This window comes from Streptomyces sp. NPDC002032 (genome assembly GCF_042890765.1).
Taxonomy (GTDB): domain Bacteria; phylum Actinomycetota; class Actinomycetes; order Streptomycetales; family Streptomycetaceae; genus Streptomyces.
Window position 1 is genome coordinate 147,732 of the sequence record NZ_JBIASM010000014.1, and the last position, 22,439, is coordinate 170,170.

The 22,439-nt window shown below is 75.4% G+C and carries 14 protein-coding genes; 7 read left to right on the plus strand and 7 right to left on the minus strand.

Features of this window, described 5'->3' with window-relative positions:
* The first annotated feature begins 76 nt into the window (after positions 1-76).
* A complete protein-coding gene (locus ACFYYT_RS27845) occupies positions 77-1,126 on the plus strand; it encodes a M23 family metallopeptidase (protein ID WP_351823977.1) in 1,050 nt (349 codons plus the stop codon).
* A 16-nt stretch (positions 1,127-1,142) separates the two neighbouring features.
* Here the strand turns inward: ACFYYT_RS27845 and ACFYYT_RS27850 are convergent, their stop codons facing one another.
* The 3 genes from ACFYYT_RS27850 to ACFYYT_RS27860 form a co-directional block, all read right to left on the minus strand.
* Positions 1,143-2,489 carry a PrsW family intramembrane metalloprotease gene (locus tag ACFYYT_RS27850; protein WP_388609616.1) on the minus strand — a complete coding sequence of 449 codons (1,347 nt, stop codon included), beginning with the start codon at positions 2,487-2,489 and terminating at the stop codon, positions 1,143-1,145.
* Between the two features lie 44 nt (positions 2,490-2,533).
* Positions 2,534-3,349, minus strand: coding sequence for a tRNA (guanosine(46)-N7)-methyltransferase TrmB (gene trmB, locus ACFYYT_RS27855; protein WP_385314694.1), 816 nt, complete (start codon positions 3,347-3,349; stop codon positions 2,534-2,536).
* A 153-nt stretch (positions 3,350-3,502) separates the two neighbouring features.
* Positions 3,503-5,815 carry an asparagine synthase-related protein gene (locus ACFYYT_RS27860; RefSeq protein ID WP_388609618.1) on the minus strand — a complete coding sequence of 771 codons (2,313 nt, stop codon included), beginning with the start codon at positions 5,813-5,815 and terminating at the stop codon, positions 3,503-3,505.
* A 643-nt stretch (positions 5,816-6,458) separates the two neighbouring features.
* Here ACFYYT_RS27860 and ACFYYT_RS27865 point away from each other — a divergent pair.
* The 3 genes from ACFYYT_RS27865 (at position 6,459) to ACFYYT_RS27875 (ending at position 13,255) form a co-directional block, all read left to right on the plus strand.
* Positions 6,459-8,288, plus strand: coding sequence for a sporulation protein (locus tag ACFYYT_RS27865; RefSeq protein WP_351823980.1), 1,830 nt, complete (start codon positions 6,459-6,461; stop codon positions 8,286-8,288).
* Positions 8,289-8,307: 19 nt separating this feature from the next.
* The gene (gene lhgO / locus ACFYYT_RS27870) at positions 8,308-9,540 is read left to right on the plus strand and encodes an L-2-hydroxyglutarate oxidase (protein ID WP_351823983.1); all 1,233 of its coding nucleotides are present in this window, start codon (positions 8,308-8,310) and stop codon (positions 9,538-9,540) included.
* A gap of 328 nt (positions 9,541-9,868) precedes the next feature.
* Positions 9,869-13,255, plus strand: coding sequence for a BTAD domain-containing putative transcriptional regulator (locus tag ACFYYT_RS27875; RefSeq protein ID WP_351823986.1), 3,387 nt, complete (start codon positions 9,869-9,871; stop codon positions 13,253-13,255).
* On the opposite strand, the gene ACFYYT_RS27880 is transcribed toward ACFYYT_RS27875, so the two are convergent.
* Complete coding sequence (locus ACFYYT_RS27880; protein WP_351823989.1) at positions 13,242-15,047, minus strand: sigma-70 family RNA polymerase sigma factor; 1,806 nt, start codon at positions 15,045-15,047, stop codon at positions 13,242-13,244. The genes ACFYYT_RS27875 and ACFYYT_RS27880 overlap by 14 nt on opposite strands.
* A gap of 531 nt (positions 15,048-15,578) precedes the next feature.
* Complete coding sequence (locus ACFYYT_RS27885; RefSeq protein ID WP_351823992.1) at positions 15,579-16,349, minus strand: helix-turn-helix domain-containing protein; 771 nt, start codon at positions 16,347-16,349, stop codon at positions 15,579-15,581.
* Between the two features lie 341 nt (positions 16,350-16,690).
* On the opposite strand from ACFYYT_RS27885, the gene ACFYYT_RS27890 reads away from it, so the two are divergent.
* The gene (locus ACFYYT_RS27890; RefSeq protein ID WP_351823995.1) at positions 16,691-18,118 is read left to right on the plus strand and encodes an NAD(P)/FAD-dependent oxidoreductase; all 1,428 of its coding nucleotides are present in this window, start codon (positions 16,691-16,693) and stop codon (positions 18,116-18,118) included.
* A gap of 134 nt (positions 18,119-18,252) precedes the next feature.
* Positions 18,253-19,989 carry an ATP-binding SpoIIE family protein phosphatase gene (locus ACFYYT_RS27895; protein ID WP_351824011.1) on the plus strand — a complete coding sequence of 579 codons (1,737 nt, stop codon included), beginning with the start codon at positions 18,253-18,255 and terminating at the stop codon, positions 19,987-19,989.
* A 74-nt stretch (positions 19,990-20,063) separates the two neighbouring features.
* Here the strand turns inward: ACFYYT_RS27895 and ACFYYT_RS27900 are convergent, their stop codons facing one another.
* Complete coding sequence (locus ACFYYT_RS27900) at positions 20,064-21,356, minus strand: MFS transporter (RefSeq protein ID WP_351824014.1); 1,293 nt, start codon at positions 21,354-21,356, stop codon at positions 20,064-20,066.
* Between the two features lie 125 nt (positions 21,357-21,481).
* Here ACFYYT_RS27900 and ACFYYT_RS27905 point away from each other — a divergent pair, with 125 nt between their 5' ends.
* A complete protein-coding gene (locus tag ACFYYT_RS27905; protein ID WP_030292304.1) occupies positions 21,482-22,018 on the plus strand; it encodes a MarR family winged helix-turn-helix transcriptional regulator in 537 nt (178 codons plus the stop codon).
* Between the two features lie 200 nt (positions 22,019-22,218).
* Here ACFYYT_RS27905 and ACFYYT_RS27910 read toward each other — a convergent pair.
* Positions 22,219-22,439, minus strand: a 221-nt coding sequence (locus ACFYYT_RS27910) for a hypothetical protein (protein WP_388609625.1), incomplete at its 5' end; no start/stop codon positions are given.

Consider the following 22,439-nt stretch of genomic DNA (forward strand, 5'->3'; position numbering starts at 1 on the left):
TAACGCAGCGCGGATGTCCCAGCCGTCGCAAGAGACGGCACCCGTGCGCGTTCCCGCTCATGAGGAGTGTGCCCCGGTGGCCTCCAACTCGCCTGCCCCTGAAGGCATCGACGTCCAGGAGACGCCCACCGCCGGAGCCTGGGGCGAGTGGAACCCGACGGAGGACTCCGCCCGCCCGGTCCGCGGCAAGCACCGCGTCCTCAAGCCGCGCGGCGGACTCGCCCGCAGTTCGACCGTGCTCGGCGTCGGCGTGATCGCGGCGGTCGGAGCGGGTGGCATCGCCACCGCGCAGGACCGGCCCCAGGCCGCGATATCCATGCCCTCGCTGCCGGACCTGCCCGACCTGCTGGGCGGCGGCGGGCACGCTTCCGACGCGCCGGCCGTCCGGACCGCCGGAATCCCGCAGCAGGCCGATGGGGCCGACCTGAGCCGGCCCGACGCCGGCGAGGCGCTGCGCCACCGGATCCTCCAGCAGGCCGAGTCGCAGCACGAGGCCGTCGAGGCCCAGGCCCGGGCGGACGCCGAGCGGATCGCCCGCGAAGCCGCCGCCCAGGAGGCCCGCGGCCAGAAGGAAGCCGCGGACAAGGAGGCCGAGGCGGCCCGCGCCGCCGCCGAGAAGGCCGCCGCGGACCAGGCCGCCGCCGAGCAGGCCGCCACGGAGCGGGCCGCCGCCGAGCAGACCGCCGTCAAGGCGGCCGCGGCGGGCGCCGGTCCGGCGACGAAGGCCGCCGGCGGGTACTCCCTGCCGACCTCCGCCTACACCCTCACCTCGCACTACGGCGACTCCGGCTCCATGTGGTCCTCCGGCCACCACACCGGCCTCGACTTCGCGGCCCCGACCGGTACCCCGGTCAAGGCCGTGGGCGGCGGGAAGGTCATCTCGGCCGGCTGGTCGGGCCCGTACGGCTACCGGATCGTGCTCCAGCTCGATGACGGTACGGAGGTCTGGTACTGCCACCTCTCCTCCATGTCGGTCACCTCCGGCTCCGTCGGCGCGGGCGAGACCATCGGCCGCGTCGGCGCCACCGGCAACGTCACCGGGGCCCACCTGCACCTGGAGGTGCGCAGGGGCGGCTCGACGGTCGACCCGCTGGCCTGGCTGGAAGGCAAGGGGCTCAACGTCTGAGAGACCCAGAGACCCCCTAGCGGCCCGAGGACGACAGGGCCGCCGGGGGCTGCGGCGCCGGCCGCCGGGGAGGCGGGACCGCCGAGAGCAGGGGCGCACCGGACGGGCCGGGCGCGTACCGGCCGGCCAGCGGGTCGAAGCGGGGCGGCAGCAGTTCCTCCAGGACCGCCGCCCGGGCCAGCGCGGGCGCGGCCGTCGCCCGGCGCTGCCAGAGGCGGTGCAGCAACTCCCGTTCCCGCTCGGCGAAGTCCCGGTCGTGCGCGGGGGTGCGGGCCGGGCCCGTGTGCCGGGCGTGCCGGCGCAGCAGGGCGAGGGCGGCGGCGTCCGCCGCGTAGCGGGACACCGTCCGGGCGGCGGGGCGGCCTCCGGTGCGGCGGGCCAGGGCGCGCGCCAGCGAGCGGGCCGGCATCGAAGCCAGGGCCGGCACCTCCGCCGGGCCGAGCCAGCCCGCGCGGGCGTACACCGACAGCTCGGCGGCGACGGCCCGCAGCCGGTGGCGCCGTATCCGCACGGCCAGCCCCAGCAGCAGGGCGAACACCGGGACCATCACGCAGCCGTAGACCACGTAGAAACCGTACTCACCGAAATGTGAGGAGGCGTTCCACAGCGCGTGCAGCCCCATGGCGAGGGCCAGCCCCAGCAGGGGCGGTCCGGCGCCGCGCATCCGCCGGGTCCGGGCCCGGGCGCCGCGGCGGGCGCCCAGCGCGGCCGCGCCGAAGCCGAGACCGGTGAGCACGGTGAAGAGGGGGTGCGCGAAGGGGGAGAGCACCCCCCGGACGAAGAAGGTCGCCGCCGTCATGGAGTCCAGGAGGCCGGTGCCCTTGGCGAGGTCCTCCTCGAAGGCGTTGCCCAGGTAGAGGACGTTCTCGGTGAAGGCGAAGCCGGTGGCGGTGAACCCGGCGATCACGAACCCGTCGGCGGGGCCGCTGAGATGCCGTCTGCGGAAGGCGGACATCAGGAGCAGCGCGGCGGCCTTGGCGCTCTCCTCCACGACGGGCGCGATGGCAACCGAGCCGAGCCGGTCGGCGTCGAAGGGGTCGGTGGTGGCCGCGGCGACCCACTCGGTGGCGAAGCTGTTGGCCAGTATCGCGATGAGCGCCGCGGTGCAGGCCCCCCAGCCGAAGCAGAACGCCAACTGCCGCCAGGGGTGCGGCGCGGCCCGGCCGAGCCACCGGAACGCCGCCATCAGCGGCGGCACCGGCAGCAGGGCCAGACCCAGGCCCACGAGGAAGCCGGCCGTCCCGGTCTGCTCCCGTACGAGTTCGAGGATGCTCACCCCGGTCGCGGTGAGCAGGATGACGGGCACGCACACGCGGACCGGGCCCGGTGTGCGTGCGAGCACGCGGGCCGGCGCTCGGAGCACATGATGACCCTACCGAGTCGGTCGGACACTCGGAGTGACGTTTGTCAGTTCTTGGCTTCGGCGCGGGTGAAGAGCAGGTCGTGGACGACGTGGCCCTTGTCGAGTCCCTGGCCCTCGAAACGGGTGAGGGGGCGGTAGTCGGGGCGCGGCGCGTAGCCGCCGTCGGCCTGCGTGTTCTCGAACTCCGGGTGTGCGGTGAGCACTTCGAGCATCTGCTCGGCGTACGGCTCCCAGTCGGTCGCGCAGTGCAGCAGGGCCCCGGGCGCCAGGCGGGTGGCGGCCAGGTCGAGGAACTCGGGCTGGATCAGCCGCCGCTTGTGGTGACGGGCCTTGGGCCAGGGGTCCGGGAAGTACACGCGCAGTCCGGCGAGGGAGCCGGGCGGCAGCATCTCGCGGAGCAGGATGATCGCGTCGCCATTGGCCACGCGGACGTTGGTGAGCCCGGAGCGCTCGGCGAGCGCGAGCAGGTTGCCCTGGCCGGGGGTGTGCACGTCGGCGGCGAGGATGCCGGTCGAGGGGTCGGCGGCGGCCATCTGGGCGGTGGCCTCGCCCATGCCGAAGCCGATCTCCAGGACCACGGGCAGGCCGTCGAAGAGCCGGTTCAGGTCGATGACCTCGTGGCCGTCGATGTCGAGCCCCCAGGTGCCCCAGAGGCGCTTGAGCGCTTCGCCCTGGCCGGTGGTCACCCGGCTGCGGCGCGGCTGGAAGCTGCGGATCCGCCGCTCGTGGTGCGACCCGGCGGGGTCGGGCGCGGGGCCGTCGGGGAAACGGGGCTCGGTGCGCCACTTGGGGGGCACGTACGCGGTCGCCTCCGGTGCGGTGTCCGGGAGGCTGGGCTGGGGGTTCGGGGACTCAGACACAATGCGCCGATTCTACGACGCGGGCGCCCTGGCCGGACGGCGGCGAGGTCCGGGGCGGGCGGCGGCTCGCCGGGGCAGCCGTGGCCGGGCCGGTCCGCGCCGCGCCCGGCGTGCGGGGTCCGGCGCCCGGCGGGCGGGTCCTACGAGCGGGAACTAGCGGGCGGCCGGGGCGCCGCGGGTCAGGCGGGGCAGGGAGGCGTCCAGGGCCGGGACCGCGCGGCGGCGCGGGGTGGAGGTACCGGTCCAGCAGGTGCCCCGGCGGGCCAGCAGGCGGCGCAGCCACAGCTCCATCGAGACGAGTTCCGCCAGCCCGTCGAGCGGGACGGGCCGCCCGTCGGCGGCGTCGGTCAGGGCCTGGCGCACGAGCCGGGTGTCGATCAGCCCGGCGTCCGCCAGCAGCGGCGCGGTGAACAGCGCGAGCAGGCCGGGCAGGGCGGCGCGCAGCCCGAGCCGGGTCGCGGCCTCGTTCGGCGCGTGCGCGGTGGCGCCCCAGCCGGGCGGCAGTTCGCGGACCCCGGCCGAGGCCAGCACGCTGCGCAGGATCGCGGCCCGGGCCCCGGGCTGCACCCGCAGGGACTCCGGCAGGGCGCGCGCGGCCCGGACGACCTGGTTGTCGAGGAACGGTGCGTGCAGGCGCTGGCTGCGGACCTCCACGGCCTGCTCGAAGACCCGGTGGTCGGCCGCGTGCCGGGCCAGGGTCGCGCGGGCGCGGGCCTCGCCGGGGCGCAGCGACAGCGGGGGCCGGCCGGCGGCGGCCCGCAGCCGGATCGATACTTCCGCCAGGGCCTCGCCGGTGAGCCAGCCCGCGGCGGGGCCCGGCCGGGACCAGGTCAGGGCGGCGAGCGAGGCGTCGACCGGCCCCGACGCGGTGGCGGCGGCCCCGCCCTCGCGCAGCCGGGCCGCGGCGGCCTCGATGCCCGCGCGGTACGGCGTACGGGCGAGACGGCGGGCGGCCGAGTAGACGGTGAGCGGCACCAGCAGGGACTCCCCGGACGCCGAGGCGGAGCGGGCGAGGGCGGCGACGGGGCGCAGCAGGTGGCGGCGCCTGCGGTCCATCAGGAGGTCGGCCATTCGGGCGGGGTGGGCGTCCAGGACCTGGCGGGCCCCGTGCCCGGTGAAGTGGTCCGCCGAGCCGGCCGCCAGCCGGCGCCGCTCGCGGGCGGCGAAGACGAGGGAGGGGCCGGGCTCGTCGGTGAGCGGGCCGTCGAGGTCGGCGTACGGGAGGGCCTCCTCGGCGGCGGCGACCACGACGTGGTGCAGCCGGGGGTCGGCGGCGATGGCGTGGGCCCGTTCGAGTTCGGCCTCGCGGCCCTGCGGGGTGGCCAGGTCGTTGAAGGTGACGGCGAGCAGCCGGGAGCCGGTGCCGGGCAGGGTGCCCGGTGAGCCGGGGAGACCGGCGGCGAGGAGGGCCAGCGTCGCGGAGGCGCTGCCGCCGGAGAGGTCGGCGCCCACCCCCGGTGCGGGGGCTCCCCGGGCCGCGCGCCGGTCGGCGGGGCCCATTCCGGGCACGGGCCCGGGGTCGGGGACCAGGGCGTCGGGGGCATGGCGGGGCGCCGTGAGCCGGGCGCGCACCGCGGCCGTCAACGCTTCCCGTACGCCCTCCACCGCGCGCTCCGGGTCCGCCTCGGGCGCGGCCACGGCGAGGGAGGCCACCTGCTCGTAGCCGGTGATCTCCCGGGAGCCCTCGCGCAGGATCAGCGTGTGCCCGGGCGGGATGCGCCGCACGCCGACGTACGGTGTGCCGTCGCCCAGTGCCTCCGGGCTGTCGGGGCAGGCCAGCAGGGCCGCGAGGTGGCCGACGTCGAGCTGGGCCTCGATGAGGTCGGCGAGGGGGAGGGCGGCGGTGGCGTACGCGGTCCCGCCCGCCCAGGGCGTGTAGAAGACGGGCCGGGCACCCGCGAGGTCGCCGAGGACGGTGATGCGGCGGCCCGCCTGCACGACCGCGGTGTAGCTGCCGGACCACTCGGTGAGATGGCGCAGGGCCCCGCCGCGGGCGGCGTACAGGGCGCGGCGCAGCTCGGCGTCGGTGGCGCCGCAGCAGCCCAGGACGGCGAGGCGGGTGAAGGGGTCCGCGGGGTCGGCGGTGACGGTGCGGATCTCGTCGGGGCGCCAGTCGCCGACGGCCCAGAGGGGGTCGGGATCGCCCCACAGGAGCTGGGCGCCGACGGGGTGGACGGTGCGTTCCGCGTCCTGGGCGGCCGGGTCGTCGGCGTAGGCGGCGTCGGCGATGCCGCCGTGGGGCGCCGCGTGGTCCGCGTGGTCCGCGTGGTCCGTGTGGGGGTGGCGGCCGTACTGCCCGTGCTGGGGGCCGTGCCGGGAGCCGGGCTGCTGACCGTACGGGCCGTGGGCGGGGTCCGCGTAGCCCGCCGGGCCGGTCGCGGTACGGCTCGATGTGCCCTGGTCGAAGACCCGTCCGGCCGTGCCGAAGCTCGCGGCGATACTGCTCCACCCGACCAACCAGCGCACCGCCGCCTCCCCCAGCCCGTGGGCACATGACCGGGGCAACGGACGGCACGGACGACGTGGTCGGCGCTGTGGGCGCGGCCGGCGGGGCCCCGGGTGGCTCGGGGTCCATGCTGCCACGAGACGGGCGTGCGAGAGTGGCTTCGGGGGGCGCACATGTAAACGAACACGCCCCGGCCACGCGGTATTTGGCGTTCCGTTCCCACCGCCCCATAGGTCGGTTTCGGCCATTCTTCGGCCGTACTGAGTGCCCGCCCCGGTCCGGCCGGTCCGCGCACGGGGGCGCGGTCCGGGAGGTGGGAGCCACCCCCCGGACCGTTCCGCCACCCGCGGGGATTGAGGCAGCGGCATCCCCCGGCCCGCCGGTTCCACGCGGCGGGCCGACCCACGCACCGCACATCGAATCGCCGGGCCCCCGGAGCGGCCAGAGCGCACGGCCGGGCGCACGGCCACACGGGCGGAGCACGGGCTGACACGTGCGCCCCGGGCCCGGGCCGCGCCCCGACTGTGCATACGGACAACAATCCCGCCATACGGAACTCGGGGCCTTAACGCTTGGGAGGCGGGGAACTACGCTGGGTTTACGAAATGCCGGGCGCCTATGCCCCGGCGGCGTCTGCGTTCCGCGTGTGACGAGGGGTGGCGCATGTCCAGGGAGCTCCGCGAGCCCAATGAGAAGCTCGGCGCCGTCCTCGCCCTCGCGGGCATCAGCAACGCGGGACTGGCCCGGCGGGTCAACGACCTCGGCGCGCAGCGCGGGCTGACGCTCCGGTACGACAAGACGTCGGTCGCGCGGTGGGTGTCGAAGGGGATGGTGCCGCAGGGCGCCGCCCCGCACCTGATCGCGGCCGCGATCGGCGCGAAGCTGGGCCGCCCGGTGCCGCTGCACGAGATCGGCCTGGCGGACGCGGACCCCGCGCCCGAGGTGGGGCTGGCCTTCCCGCGTGACATCGGGGCCGCCGTGCGTTCGGCGACCGACCTCTACCGGCTCGACCTCGCGGGACGCCGGGGCGGTGGCGGGATCTGGCAGTCGCTCGCCGGGTCCTTCGCGGTGTCGGCGTACGCCACGCCCGCGTCGCGCTGGCTGATATCCCCGGCCGACAGCTCGGTGGCGCGCGAGCCGGGTCCGGTACGGGATCCGGGGGCGGGTGCGCGGGCCGGCTCCGAGGCGCGGGCAGAGACGGCATCCGGGTCCGGGGCGGGCTCCGCGGCGGGCTCCGGGGCGGGGGCCGCGGGCGCCGAGGCCCGTACGCCCCGCCGGCCGACGACCGCGCCCGGCCGGCCCGCCGGACCCGCCGATGCTTCTCCTGCCACTCCGCCGATTACCCCCGCTGTGCCCGCTGTGCCCGCTGTGCCGGGAGTGTCCGTGCTGCCCCGGCAGGGGGCGTCCGGCCACCCCGTGCAGCGCCCCGGCGGCCGCTCCGCCCCGCCCCGGCAGGCGTCCGAAAGCCCCGCGCAGGGCGTTGTGCCCGCCCGGTCCGGAGCCGAAACCGGGCCGCCCGCCCCGGCCGGGACGGCCCCCGCCGCCGGGCCCCCGGCACCCTCGGACCCCTCCCCGCAGCGCGTCGGCCACAGCGATGTGACGAAGCTGCGCGAGGCCGCCGAGGACGCCCGCCGCTGGGACTCCAAGTACGGCGGCGGGGACTGGCGTTCCTCGATGGTGCCCGAGTGCCTGCGGGTCGACGCGGCGCCGCTGCTGCTCGGCTCCTACACCGACGAGGTGGGCCGCGCCCTGTTCGGCGCGACCGCCGAACTGACCCGGCTGGCGGGCTGGATGGCCTTCGACACCGGCCAGCAGGAAGCCGCCCAGCGCTACTACATCCAGGCGCTGCGGCTGGCCCGCGCGGCCGCCGACGTACCGCTCGGCGGGTACGTGCTGGCCTCGATGTCCCTCCAGGCCACCTACCGGGACTTCCCCGACGAGGGCGTGGACCTCGCGCAGGCCGCCGTCGAGCGCAACCGCGGCCTCGCCACCGCCCGCACCATGAGCTTCTTCCGCCTCGTGGAGGCCCGCGCCCACGCGAAGGCGGGCGACTCGGCGGCCGCCGGGGCCGCGCTGCGCGCGGCGGAGGGCTGGCTGGAGCGGTCCCGCGAGGGGGATCCCGACCCGACCTGGCTGGGTTTCTACTCGTACGACCGGTTCGCGGCGGATGCGGCGGAATGCTACCGGGACCTGAAACTCCCGCGGCAGGTCCGGCGCTTCACCGAGCAGGCCCTGTCCCGCCCAACGGAGGAGTACGTGCGCTCGCACGGGCTGCGCCTGGTGGTCAGCGCGGTCGCCGAGCTGGAGTCGGGCAACCTCGACGCGGCCTGCGCGGCCGGCACCCGGGCCGTGGAGGTCGCGGGCCGGATCTCCTCGGCGCGGACGAACGAGTACGTACGGGACCTGCTGCACCGGCTCGAACCGTACGGGGACGAACCCCGCGTCGCGGAGCTGCGCGAACGGGCCCGGCCGCTGCTGGTGGCCCCCGCGTAGCCGCTCTGTCGGTGGCGGGGTGCAGTATGCAGGGGTGGGAGGTGTCAGCGTGGGCGGCGGCGTGGACTGCGATGTGCTGGTGATCGGCGGCGGAATCGTCGGCCTGTCGACGGCGCATGCCCTGGCGCGGCTGGCTCCGGGGACCAGGGTGACCGTCCTGGAGAAGGAGGCCGGGCCGGCCCGGCACCAGACGGGCCGCAACAGCGGGGTGATCCACAGCGGCATCTACTACCGCCCGGGATCGCTGAAGGCCCGTTTCGCGGTGCGCGGGGCCGCCGAGATGGTGAAGTTCTGCGCCGAGCACGGCATCGCGCACGAGGTGACCGGCAAGCTGATCGTCGCCACCGAGCGCGCGGAGCTGCCCCGCCTGCACGCGCTGGTCCAGCGCGGCCGGGAGAACGGCATCCCGGTGCGCGAGCTCGGCCCGGCCCAGATCGCGGAGTACGAGCCGCACGTCCGGGGCCTGGCCGCCATCCACGTCGGCACGACCGGCATCGTCGACTACGGACAGGTCGCCGCGCAGCTCGCGGAGTCCTCCGGCGCGGAGATCGTCTACGGCGCCGAGGTGGACCTGATCTCCCGCCGCCCCTCCGCCGTCGCGGTGCGCACCACGTCCGGGCTGGTGGTCCGGGCGAAGGTCCTGGTCAACTGCGCGGGCCTGCAGTGCGACCGGATCGCCCGCCTCGCCGGTGACGACCCGGGCATGCGGATCATCCCCTTCCGGGGCGAGTACCACGACCTGGCCCGCCCGGAGCTGGTGCGGGGGCTGGTCTACCCGGTGCCCGACCCGGCGTTCCCCTTCCTCGGGGTCCACCTCACCCGGGGCATCGGCGGCGGCGTCCACGTCGGTCCGAACGCCGTCCCCGCGCTGGCCCGCGAGGGCTACGGCTGGGGCACCGTCCGGCCCCGCGACCTCGCCACCGAGCTGGCGTGGCCGGGCTCCTGGCGGATGGCCGCCCGGCACTGGCGCTACGGGGCCGGGGAGATCCACCGCTCGCTGTCGAAGCAGGCCTTCACGGAAGCCGTACGCCGCCTCCTGCCCGCCGTCACCGCCGCGGACCTGACCCCGGCGGCGGCCGGGGTCAGGGCGCAGGCCGTCCTGCGGGACGGCACCCTCGTGGACGACTTCCTCATCCAGGAGGCCCCGCGCACGGTCCACGTCCTCAACGCCCCCTCCCCGGCGGCGACGGCGTCCCTCCCGATCGGCGAAGAAATCGCCACCCGCACCCTCACCACCCTCCACACCCCCTGACCGGCCCCCGCCCTGTCAGCCGCGCCGGCGTTTGAGGCGCTGGCGCGGAGTACCGTGTGGTGAGCCGGAGCCGGATCGTCCAGCCGCGCCGGCGCTTGAGGCGGGAACGGTGGAAGGGCGGGGAGGGGAACACCCCGCGCAGCGGCAACCGGCTGCCCCCGCCCGGCCCCGGCCCCCGCCCGGCCCCGGCCCCCGGCCGGCCCCCGGCCCCCGGCCGGCCCCGGCCCCCGGCCCCCGGCCGACCCCGGCCCCCGGCCCCCGGCTGGCCCCGCCGACCCGCCCGCAAAACTCCGCACCGCTTCCCGCAGGGTCAGGGCAGAATTGCCCGGTGCGGTACCTCATCCTCGGCGTTACCGAGGCACGTGACGAGACCGGCGCCCCCCTTCCCCTCGGCGGCGCCCGCCTGCGCGCGCTCCTCGCCGCCCTCGCCCTGCGCGCCGGCGGCCCCGCCGCCGTCCCCGTCGCCGACCTGGTCGACGAGGTCTGGGGCGACGACCCGCCCCAGGACGCCCCCGCCGCCCTCCAGGCCCTCGTCTCGCGGCTGCGCCGCGCCCTCGGGTCCCGCGACAGCGTCCGCGCCGACCCCACCGGCGGCTACCGCCTGGCCGCCGCCCGCGAGGACGTCGACCTCCACCGCTTCACCCGGCTCGCCACCCTCGGCGCCGAACAGCTGGCCGGGCCCGCCGCCGACCCCGCCGCCGCGCTGGCCACCCTCCGGGAGGCCCTCGGGCTCTGGCGCGGGCCCGCCCTCGCCGACCTCCCCGAGCCCGCCCGCACCCCCCACGCGGCCGCCGCCGAAGCCCGCCGCACCCGCGCCGCGCGCGACCGCGTGGAGGCGGACCTGCGCTGCGGCGCCACCGCACCGGCCACGCTCCTGCCGGAGATCGAGGCGCTGATCCACGAGCATCCGTACGACGAAGAACTGCGCGCCCAGCAGCTGCGCGCACTGCGCGCCGCCGGACGCCCCGCAGACGCGCTCGCCGCGTACGAGCGCACCCGACGCGACCTCGCCGAGCGCCTCGGCACCGACCCCGGCCCCCGGCTGCGCGCCCTGCACGCGGAACTGCTCCAGCCCGCGGCCCAGCCGGCGGCCCACCCCCCGGCCCACCCCCCGGCCCACCCCCCGGCCCAGCCGGCGGCCCAGCCCCCGGCCCAGCCGACCCCGCCCCCACAGCCCCGCGGCAACCTCCGCCCCCGCCTGACCTCCTTCGTCGGCCGCGAGCCCGAACTCGCCGCCCTCGCCGGTGACCTCACCCGCTTCCGCCTCGTCACCCTCACCGGGCCCGGCGGTTCCGGAAAGACCCGCCTCGCCGAGCACGCCGCCGCCGGCCGGCCCGCATCCGGCTGGCTCGTCGAACTCGCCCGCCTCGACCACCCCGGCGCCGTCCCCGGCGCCGTCCTCAGCGCCCTCGGCCTGCGCGAGAGCAACCTCGTCGCCCGCGAGAAGGCCACCCCCGCCGACCCCACCGACCTCCTCGTCGAGCACTGCGCCCACCGCCGCCTGCTCCTCGTCCTCGACAACTGCGAGCACGTCATCGGCGCTGCCGCCGAACTCGCCGAGCGGCTCCTCACCCACTGCCCCGGCGTGCAGATCCTCGCCACCAGCCGCGAACCCCTCGGCGTGCCGGGCGAGTTCCTGCGCCCCGTGGAACCCCTGCCGCCCGCCACCGCGCACCGCCTCTTCGCCGACCGCGCCGCCTCCGCCCGCCCCGGCTTCAGCCCCGCCGACGATCCCGCCGCGGTCGCCGAGATCTGCGCCCGCCTCGACGGGCTGCCGCTGGCCATCGAACTGGCCGCCGCGCGGCTGCGCCTGCTCACCCCGCGCCAGATCGCCGACCGGCTCGACGACCGCTTCCGCCTGCTGACCGGCGGCGCCCGCACCCTCCTGCCCCGGCAGCAGACCCTGCGCGCCGTCGTCGACTGGTCCTGGGAGCTGCTCGACGCCCCCGAACGGGCCGTCCTCGCCCGGCTGTCCGTCTTCGCCGGCGGCTGCGACCTGGCCGCCGCCGAAGCCGTCTGCGCCGAACCCGACGGCGCCCTCGACGTCGCCGACGTCCTCGGCTCCCTCGTCGACAAGTCCCTCGTCCTCGCCGAACCCGACGAGGCCACCGACGCCATGCGCTACCGCATGCTCGAAACCATCCACGAGTACGCCGCCGAACGCGCGGCCGCCGATCCGTCCGGCCTCCGCGCCGCCGCCCGCCGCCACGCCGCGTACTACCTCGCCTTCGCCGAGCGCGCCGAACCCCTGATCCGCTCCGAGGCCCAGCTCCCCTGGATCCGGCGCGTCGAGACCGAGCTCGACAACCTCCGCTCCGCCCTCGCCACCACCCTCGAAGCCCCCGCCCCGGACGCCGCGCAGGCTCCCGACGCCGCGCAGGCTCCCGACGCCGCGCAGGCCCCCGAAGACGCGCAGGCTCCCGACGCCGCGCAGGCCCCCGAAGACGCCCAGCGCATCGCCCTCGCCCTCGGCTGGTTCTGGTGGCTGCGCGACTACCGCGTCGAGGGCGTCGAATGGATCGGCCGCATCCTCGACCGCACCCCCGCCGACGTCGCCGAGGGCTCCCGCGCGTACTGGAACTCCCTGCACCTGCGGATCCTGCACATGTTCCTGCTGGCCGAGAGCAACCGGGGCGACCTCTTCCGCACCCCCGAGCACCGGGCCCACGTCGCCCGCATCCGGGAGGTCTTCCGCCAGGACGTGCCCGAGTCCACCCGCTTCCCGGGGATGCTCTGGCCCGCGCTCGGCTTCCTCACCGGCGAGACCCCCCAGTTCCTGACCGACCTCGACCAGGGCGTCGCCACCGCGCGCCGTCACGGCGGGGACTGGGAACTCGGCGTCATCCTCATGCTCCGCGCCCACACCGCCATCGACACGACCGGCGGCCTGCCCACCGTCGACGCCGACCTCGCCGAGCTCCGCCGGATCGCCTCCCGGGTCGGCGACCGCTGGACCCGCGCCCAGGTCGCCAGTGCCGCCGGGGAGATGGCCCTCTCCCGCGGCCGGTACGAGGAAGCCCGCGCCGAGTACGAGGAGTGCCTGCGCCTGGCCCGCGAGGTCGGCGCCCACACCGAGGCCCCCTTCGCCATCGCCCGTATCGCGGAAGCCGTCTACGGCGGCGGCGACCTCGACGGCGCCGAGCGGCTCCTGGCGGAGGCCGAGCAGGAGGCCGAACGGCAGGGCGGGGTGTACGACGTCGCCGCCTTCGCCCGGCTCCTCGCGGCGACGTTCGCCCTCCAGCGCGGGGACACCGCCCGGGCCCGCGCCGCGTGGCGGGCCGCCCACACCGCGGCGGCGGACCTGACCGGGCCCCCGCAGTTCGCGGCCGGGCTGGACGGCGTCGAGGCGGTCCTCCTCGCCCGCGAGCAGGGCCCGCGAGCCGGCCTCGCCAAGGCCGCGCAAGGCCTGGCGACGGCGGTCGCGGCCCGCTGTGCGGAGCGCGTCCTGGCCGCGCTCGCCGAGACGGGAGCCCTGCTGCTGGCGGACGCCGACCGGCCGGCCGACAGCGTACGGGTCCTCGCCGCGGCCACCGCCTGGCGCGCGGGCCACCCCCGCTCGGTCCCCGAGGAGGCCGCTCTGGAGGGCCTCCCGGCCCGCAACCGCGCCCGGCTCGGGGCGGCCGGCCACGCCGCCGCGGAAGCGGAGGGCCGGACCCTCACCCCCACCGAGGTGGCCGCCGCCCTCGCCGCCCCCGCCGTGCTCAGCGGCAGCTGATCACGGCGTCGGCCCAGCTCGCCAGCGTCGGCAGGCGCCCCTGCCCGGCCTGCTCCACCACCAGCCGCAGCGTCTCGTGCCCGGCCAGCGACACCCGCACGGCGGCCGGGGCGTCCCCGTAGCCGAGCACGCCCGAACGCCACAGCCGCTGCCCGTCCGCGTACACGGAGAACCGCAGCGTCCCGTCGGTCAGCAGCGACAGCCCGTCGACCCCGGCCCGCGCCGAGAAGCTCGTGCACTGCCGGTTGAGGGTGATGTCCACCGAGGAGCGGGAGTTCACGGTGATGCCCTGCCCGAACCGCTGGCCGCCGACCTCCAGCCCCCACCGCTGCCACACCCAGCTGCTGCGCCAGGTCTCCACCTCCGGACCGGTGTGCCGCCCGTAGGCGGAGTGCACGAGCCGCGCCAGCGGGAACCCCTGAGCCGGCGCGGGCTGCTTCGGCGAGGGCTTCGCGGGCGTCGGCGAGGGCGTCGGCGAGGGCCTTGGCCGGGGCGGGGCCGGCGCGGGCGCCTTCGAAGCCGGAGCCGGTACGGAGACCGGCGGCGCGGCCGGCCCCGACGGCGTCGGCGTGGGGCCGCGCCGGGGCGGTACGGACCCCCGCGCGGCCGGCTCCGGGACCGCCGGCGGGCTGCTCACGGGCGGGTCGGACAGCGCCGGCGCCGGCACCGCCGGGGCCACGACCCCGGGCGCGGGCTTCGCGGCGGCGGGCGGTTCGGGCTCGTCCCCGGTGAGGGCGAACACCACCCCGGCGGCCGCGGCGACCGCCACCCCGGCGGCGATGGCGGCCTTGGCCGGCAGTCCCAGCCCCTCGGACACGGCGGCGCCCCCGGCCCCCGCCCCGGCGCCCCCGGACCCACCGGCGGCGCCCGCCCCGGCGGCGGCCCCCGCGGCCCCGGCCCCGGCACCCGCTCCGGCCGATGAACCGCCCACGGCGGCGGCAGCGGCCCCCGCCCCGCCGGCGGCGACGGCCCCGCCCGCCACCACCCCTGCCGCCTTGGCGGCGTACCCGGCGGCGAACCACCCGATGACCGCGACCGGCAGCAGCGCGGGAATCCCCGCGTTGACGTCCTTGAGCTCCCCGGCGGCGAGCCTGCAGTTGGCGCACTCCTCCAGGTGCTTGCGCAGCCCCCGCTCCGCCCGCATCCGCAGCCCGCCCCGGGCGTACGCGCCCAGCCGGTCCGCGTACCGGGCGCAGTCGCCGCCCTCACTGAGCGCGGAACTCACGTGCGCCTGGAGATAGGCCTGCTTGAGCCCCTCACGGGCCCGACTGGCCAGCACCGCGGTCGCGTTGGCGCTCAGCCCGAACAGCGGGGCGATCGCACTCGGCGAGGCCTCCTCGACCGTGGTGTGCCACAGCACGGCCTGCCACCGCTCGGGCAGGCTCCGGAAGGCCTGCATGGCCAGCGACCGCTCGGCCTCGTGCATCGCCCGTACGTCCGCGCCCAGTTCAAGGGTGTCGTCGCCGGACAGTCCGCCCAGCGCGCCGGCCCCGCCGTCCGCCCCCGCGGCCGCCTGCTCGGCGAACAGCGCGAAGTCCTCGACGAGATGCTCCCGCCGGGCCGTCTTCGCCCAGGCCGCGGCGACCCTCCGTACGGTGGTCAGCAGATAGGCCCGCACCGACTGGTCCGGTCCCGAGCCGCCCCGTACCGCCTGGAGGGTCCGTGCGAACACCTCGGCGGTCAGATCGTCCGCGGTGTGCGCGTCCCGGCAGCAGGTGCGGGCGTAGCGCCGCACGGCATCGGAGTGCCGGCGGAACAGCTCCTCGTACGCGCCGTCATCGCCACCGCGCATCCGGGCGATCAAGTCCGCGTCGGCAGGCGGCGGTTCGGCGGCGCCGGGAAGGGGAGCGGCATGCCGCCCGCCCGGTTCGCGCTGGGCCGGTACCTGCCCGTCGGGCAGACTCCCCGCCCCGGCCTCACCGGCGGCTGCCCCGAGGGACTCGTCCCGCCCGTCAACGCTCACCGCGGAAGCCCCCGCACGACACACTCAGACCGGTACACCGATCCAGCGTGGCACACGGGTAACGCGCCCCGGGGCCCTCTGCGCAGCATCCACCCGTCCGGGCAGGTTCCGGCAACCGATGGCACCCCCGAGGCCATCCCCGAAGGCGTCCCGGATCCGCTCCTCACCCGTTCGAGCGACCGGCGCGCAGCGCCACCCCGTTGACGCCCGGCCCCCGGAAACCCCACCCCGGCCGAAGCCGGGGCAGGGCCGCCACCGGCACCTGACCGGCACCAGCACCCGAGCGGCACCGCCACCCGACCGGCACCGCCACCCGGCTCACACCACCGCGCTCACACCACCCGGCTCACACCGTCCGGCTCACACCGTCCGGGAACGCAGCCCTTCGAGCAGGATGTCCAGCAGCCGGGCCGAAGCCGCGGCCTGCTGCGCCGGGTCCGGCAGCGCGGGCGCGGCGGTCGCTATCACCAGCAGCACATCGGCCACCGTGACATCGGCCCGCAGCTCACCGGCTTCCCGGGCCCGGTCCACCAGCCGGCCGACGACCTCCAGCAGCGCACCCGCCCCGGAGTCCTCTGCCGGCTCGTCCTCGACGGCGCTGCGCGAGCCCACGACCCGCAGATCGGGAACCCCGGCCACGACGGCCTGCCGCTGCTGCGGCACCCGCGCCGCCGCCTCGCCCTCGGCCGCGTCCTCCTCGGCCGCGCCGACCCGCAGTACCTGCGGCGGCAGCAGCCGGCCCGCGCCCGAGGCGACGGAGGTGCGCAGGAAGCGCGACAGCGCCTGCCACGGCTCCTCCTCCTGGCCGAGTGCGGAGGTGGCCTGCTCGGTCAGCCGGGCGGTCTCCTCCTCGGCTATCCGCCGGACCAGGACGTCCTTGCTCGGGAACCGCCGGTAGACGGTTCCGACACCGACCCGCGCACGCCGCGCGACGTCTTCCATCGGAGCCCCGTAGCCGAGCTCGCCGAAGACCTCGCGGGCCGCCCGCAGGACGTGTTCGAGATTGCGCTGGGCGTCGACGCGCAGCGGGGTCGAACGGCCCACCCCGTGGGTCGTGGCGCCCGCGATCACGCGGCTGCCACCCTCTGCGGACAGAGCGGTGACAGAACCATGGAAATCGGAAATGTGCATATGTATCCCCCGGTAATCATTTGTCTCCCCCCGGAGACACTCCCCGCCTTCGTGCCGAGGGGGGCCACAGTCATGCGGCCCTGGTCCTACTCCTCGACGAGATACGAACATAGTTGAGCCAGAGTCAATTCAGAAGAGGCAGCCCCGGACGGAGCGCCGCCCGATCGGAGCATTCACCCCCACTTTTCCGCCGCAAGTCCCCGGAATCACCCCTTCCGCAGCCCCTGACCTGCAGACCTTTACCCCGATCCGGACTCCTCGGCAGCCCTGTCCCGGGATGAACACCGGTCACACAATGTGCCGGGCCTGTGGACAAACTCCCGGCCACGTTGCGTCATGGGATGGTGAAGGCTGCTAACTCCCGGGGCGACGCACCCGGCACCCCGCCCCCCGCGCGCATCCTCGTGGTCGGAGGCGGCTACGTCGGCATGTACACGGCCCTCGGTCTCCAGCGGAAGCTGAGATCCGGCGAAGCCGAGATCACGGTGGTCACGCCCGATCCCTACATGACGTACCAGCCCTTCCTCCCGGAAGCCGCCGCGGGCTCCATCTCCCCCCGCCACGTCGTGGTCCCCCTGCGCCGCGTCCTCGACCGCTGCCGCATCGTCATCGGCGAGGCGCGCCGCATCGACCACGCCAAACGGACGGCCACCGTCACCACCCTCGCCACGGCCGAGGAGGGCACCGGTGACATCGAGATCGCCTACGACGAACTCGTACTCGCCCCCGGATCGGTCTCCCGCACCCTCCCCATCCCGGGACTCGCCGACTACGCCATCGGATTCAAGACCGTGGAAGAGGCCATCGGCCTGCGCAACCACGTCATCGAACAGATGGACATCGCCTCCTCCACCCGCGACCCCGCCATCCGCGACGCCGCCCTGACCTTCGTCTTCGTCGGCGGCGGATACGCCGGCGTCGAAGCGCTCGGCGAACTGGAGGACATGGCCAGATACGCGGCCCGGTACTACCACAACGTCACACCCGAGGACATGAAGTGGGTGCTGGTCGAGGCCAGCGACCGCATCCTCCCCGAGGTCGGCCCCGAAATGGGCACCTACACCGTCCGCGAACTGCGCCGCCGCAACATCGACGTACGCCTGGAAACCCGCCTCGACTCCTGCGAGAACCGGGTGGCCGTCCTCAGCGACGGCTCCCGCTTCCCCACCCGCACCGTCGTCTGGACCGCCGGCGTCAAACCCCACCCCGTCCTCGCCGCCAGCGACCTGCCGAGGAACGAGCGCGGCCGCCTCGTCTGCACCTCCTTCCTCACCGTCGAGGGCGTCGAACACGCCTGGGCCGCCGGTGACGCCGCCGCCGTCCCCGACATCACCGCCCCCGTACCCGGCATCGAGTGCGCCCCCAACGCGCAGCACGCCGTCCGCCAGGCCAGACGCCTCGCCGACAACCTGATCGCCGCCCTCCGCGACGAGGTCCTCACCGAGTACGCCCACAAGTACGTCGGCTCCGTCGCCTCCCTCGGCCTCCACAAGGGCGTCGCGCACGTCTACGGACGCAAGCTCAAGGGCTACCCCGCCTGGTTCATGCACCGCGCCTACCACCTCAGCCGCGTCCCCACCTTCAACCGCAAGATGCGCGTCCTCGCCGAGTGGACCCTCTCGGGCCTCTTCAAGCGGGAGATCGTTTCTCTCGGCTCCCTCGAACACCCCAGGGCAGAATTCGAACTCGCCGCGGGCGGAGGCCACCGCCACCACCCACCCCACCCGCCCCACCCAACCCCCGACCCCCCGCAGGACAGCCAGGGCTGACGTTGTCAGTGCGGTCGGCCACACTGGACGTGTGACCATAGGTGGGCTCACACCTGCACAGAGTGACCTCCCCGTCGAGCGACCGACCACGAGCGACACAGCGACCACTTGCGACACCACGAGGCTTGAACGCAGTGAACTTCACGCGCTGGAGCGCCCGGTTTCCCGGAACGCAGCGCCGCGCCGCCGCGCGGAACGAGCACGCCGCAGCCCAGGCCAAACGGGGTGAAGGCGCCGTTCCGGCGGCCCGCGGCGCGGCCGGCTACCCCCTCACGCCGCCCCCCGACGACGGCACCCCCGCCGACGCCACCGTCTCCGGCACCGGCACGGCACCGCTCCCCGCCGTCCCCGCCCTCGACGAACTCTCCGTACGGGAGGTCCTCGGGCTGCTCCCGGCCCTCGTCGCCCTCGTCCACGGCCCCGAACACCGCGTCGCCTACGTCAACGACGCGTACACCGCCGGCTTCGGCGCCCGCACCGCCGGCGCCCCCGCCCGCGAAACCCTCCCCGAACTCGGCGAGCTGGGCCTCCTCGAACTCCTCGACCAGGTCCGGCGCAGCGGAAAGCCCCGTACGGCCAAGAACCGCACCGCCCCCGGCGGCGGCAGCTCCTACACCGTCACCTGCACCCCCGTCGAGTTCCCCAAGACCGCCCCCGACGGCCCGCCGGACCCCCACCACACCGGGATCCTCGTCCACCTCGCCGACGTCACCGACCACGCCGAAGCCGTCGACCGCCTGCGCGCCAGCGAACGCCGCCAGCGCGAGGCCGCCGTCACCCTCCAGCGCTCCCTCCTGCCCCAGGAGCTGGAACAGCCCGACGACCTCCGCGTCGCCGCCACCTACCAGCCCGGCGGCACCGAAGCGGCCGTCGGCGGCGACTGGTACGACGTCATCACCCTCGGCGCCGGCCGCACCGCCCTCGTCATCGGCGACGTCATGGGCCGCGGCGTCCGCGCCGCCGCCGTCATGGGCCAGCTCCGCACCGCCGTCCGCGCCTACGCCCGCCTCGACCTCCCGCCCCACGAGGTCCTCCAGCTCCTCGACGGCCTCGCCGCCGAGATCGACGCCAGCCAGATCGCCACCTGCGTCTACGCCGTCCACGACCCCAACGAGGGCCTCCTCGCGTACGCCTCCGCCGGACACCTCCCCATCCTCGTCCGCGACGAGGACGGCACCGTCCGCCGCGCCGCCGACCCCACCGGCCCGCCGCTCGGCACCGGCGGCTGGCTCCACACCTCCGGCACCATCGCCCTCGGCCCCGGCTCCACCGCCGTCCTCTACACCGACGGCCTCGTCGAACGCCGCGGCGAGGACATCGACGAAGGCGTCGCCACCCTCGAACGCGCCCTCTCCGGCGCCCAGGGCACCCCCGCCGTCGTCTGCGACCGCCTGATGCGCGCCCTCGGCGTGGACGCCGACCACGACGACGACGTCGCCGTCATGGTCCTCCAGCAGCCCGCCCGCACCGGCGCCGACGCCGAGCTCTTCCACAACGCCGCCCTCGAACTCCTCGGCGGCGTCGAAGCGGCCCCCCGCGCCCGCGCCTTCGCCCAGGGCGTCCTCGCCTCCTGGCGCTTCCCCGCCGAACTGTGCGACCTCGGCGTCCTCGCCGCCAGCGAGCTCGTCGCGAACTCCCTCCAGCACGGCACCCCGCCCATGCGCCTGCGGCTGCGCCGCACCGACCGCCGCCTGATCATCGAGGTCACCGACGGGGACGACCACCTCCCGCGCCGCCGCCGCGCCGAACCGGCCGACGAGACCGGCCGCGGCATCTCGATCATCGCCACCATCGCCTCGTCCTGGGGCACCCGCCGCACCCCCGGCGGTGGCAAGGCCGTCTGGTGCGAGTTCGCCCTCCCCGACAAGTAACCGCCCACGCGGAAGGCCCCGGTCCACAGGACCGGGGCCTTCCCCGTACTTCCACACCCCTCACCCGCGTACGCCTACACGTGCGCGGGCTCCGCGACCCCGGCCGCCGCACCGACGGCCGGCCCGCCCTGCGCCACGACGCGCGACAGCGACGGGTTGTCCTGCACCGGCGTCAGCCGCCCGCCCAGACGCAGCGCCAGCCACGCGATGCCCAGCGAGACCACGACGAAGGTCCCGATGTAGAGCATCGGAATCCCGGCTCCCAGCGGCACGCCCAGCGGCCCGAGCGCCAGCGCCATCTGCTTCACCAGGGCGAAGGCCGAGTTGTACTGCCCGACCGAACCCTCCGGAGCCAGGTCGGCCACCAGCGGCGCCAGCGTCGGCGACAGCATCGCCTCGCCGATCCCGAAGAGGGCGTACGTCGTCACGAACGCGCCCGCGGCCATCACCGCACTGCCGTGCCCGAGCCCGGAGAACCCGGCGATCAGCCAGGCGACCGTCCAGATCAGCCCGACCAGCGCGATCACCCGGGAACGACGGCGCTTCTCCACCAGCCGCAGCACCACGAACTGCGCCACGACGATCGCACCGGTGTTGGCGGCCAGCGCGAACCCGAGGACCGAAGGGGAGATCCCCGCGGCCTCGGTGCCGAAGGCGGCCAGACCCGACTCGAACTGTCCGTAGCAGGCGAAGAAGAGCACGAAGCCCAGGACGCACAGCTGCACCATGGCCTTGTGCCGCAGCAGCCGCTTCCAGCCACCGCCCGCCCGCGCGCCGTCCCCCTGCGGCATGGCCTCCTTGAGCCCCGCCACCTGCGGCATGCGCACGGTGGCGATGACCCCGGCCAGCACCAGGAACATCACGGCCTCGATGCCGAACAGCAGGGTGAAGCTGCCGGGCCGGTTCACGTCGACGATCTGCCCGCCGACGAGACCGCCGATGCCCAGACCCAGGTTCTGCATGAAGAACTGCAGCGCGAACGCACGCGTCCGGGTGGCCGGCGTCGAACACCACACGATCATCGTGGCCAGCGCCGGCTGCATCACGGCCTGACCGGCGCCGAGCGCCAGCGCGGACAGCAGGATCGGCACGACACCCGTGGAGAGCCCGAGCGCGAGCGCCCCGGCCGAGGCGGCCACGGCCGCACCGATGACCACGGGCACCGGACCGCGCCGGTCGATGACCCGGCCGGTGAAGGGCAGCGCGACGAGAGCACCCAGGGCGAAGGCCACGAACGCACTCGTGGCCGCCATGGAACCCAGACCCCGCACCTGCGCCACATAGATGTAGAGGAACGGAACCGTGAAACCGATGCCGAACGCGGTCAGCGCGTTGCCGGCCTGGATCCGCCGCATCGCAGCGCCCATCACCTTGGTCACTTCTCACCTGCCTTTGAGACCTGAAGCCTGAAGACTTCATAGCTAAACTTCAAGCCTTAACAGTACACACTGAAGGAGTTAGACGCCAACGGGCTCGTGCCATACTTCGGACCATGGGTGACACCCCCGACGGCACTGCGCCCGTCCACGAGCCGAGCCTCGACGAGCAGATCGCCGTCTACCAGCGCGAATTCCAGGACCTCGACCCCCAGGTCGAGAAGGTGGTCTCGGCCCTGAGCCGCCTGAACCGACGGATGAACGTCGCGTACGGACGCCAGACCGCGGCCCTGGGCATCAGCAACGCGGAGTGGGAGGTCCTCAAGGCCCTCGTCATCTCCGGGGCGCCGTACCGGATGGGCCCGAGCGAGCTCGCGAAGCAGCTGGGCCTCACGCCGGCGGCGATGACCCACCGCATCGACCGCATGACGGCGGAGGGCCTGGTCACCCGGGAACGGGACGAGTCCAACCGGGTCCGCGTGATCGTGGAGCTGACGGACGAGGGCCGCAGCAAGTGGCTCGACGCGATGCGCGCGGCCACGGTCTTCGAGGAAGACCTCCTCCAGGACCTCTCCACGGCGGAGCGCGGAGTACTGGGCGACATGCTCACCCGCCTCCTGGACCGCGTCGAGGACCTCCAGTCCCCGAGCTGACACCGGGGAGTTGACACCTCTCCCGTGGATCCGTAAGGTTCTTCGAGTTGCCCCAGAGCCGGAAGGTTCTGACGTCAACGAATCCCGCCGCCTCGTTGCGGCAACCTACTCAGCACGATCTCCCACTGGGAACGAATTCGGCGCGCCCGAATTCATTTCCGAAGGCCCGATTATCGGTTGCCGGGGAAATCCGCTAGAGTTCAGGAGTCGGAAGGGCCCAACAGCCCGGAAGACAAAGCCCGCTGACTGGGAGTCAGGCCCGAAAGAGTCTGATAGAGTCGGAAACGCAAGAACAGAACAGAACGAAAGCCCGGAGGAAAGCCCGAGAGGGTGAGTACAAAGGAAGCGTCCGTTCCTTGAGAACTCAACAGCGTGCCAAAAATCAACGCCAGAAGTTGATACCCCGTCCATTTCGGTGGAT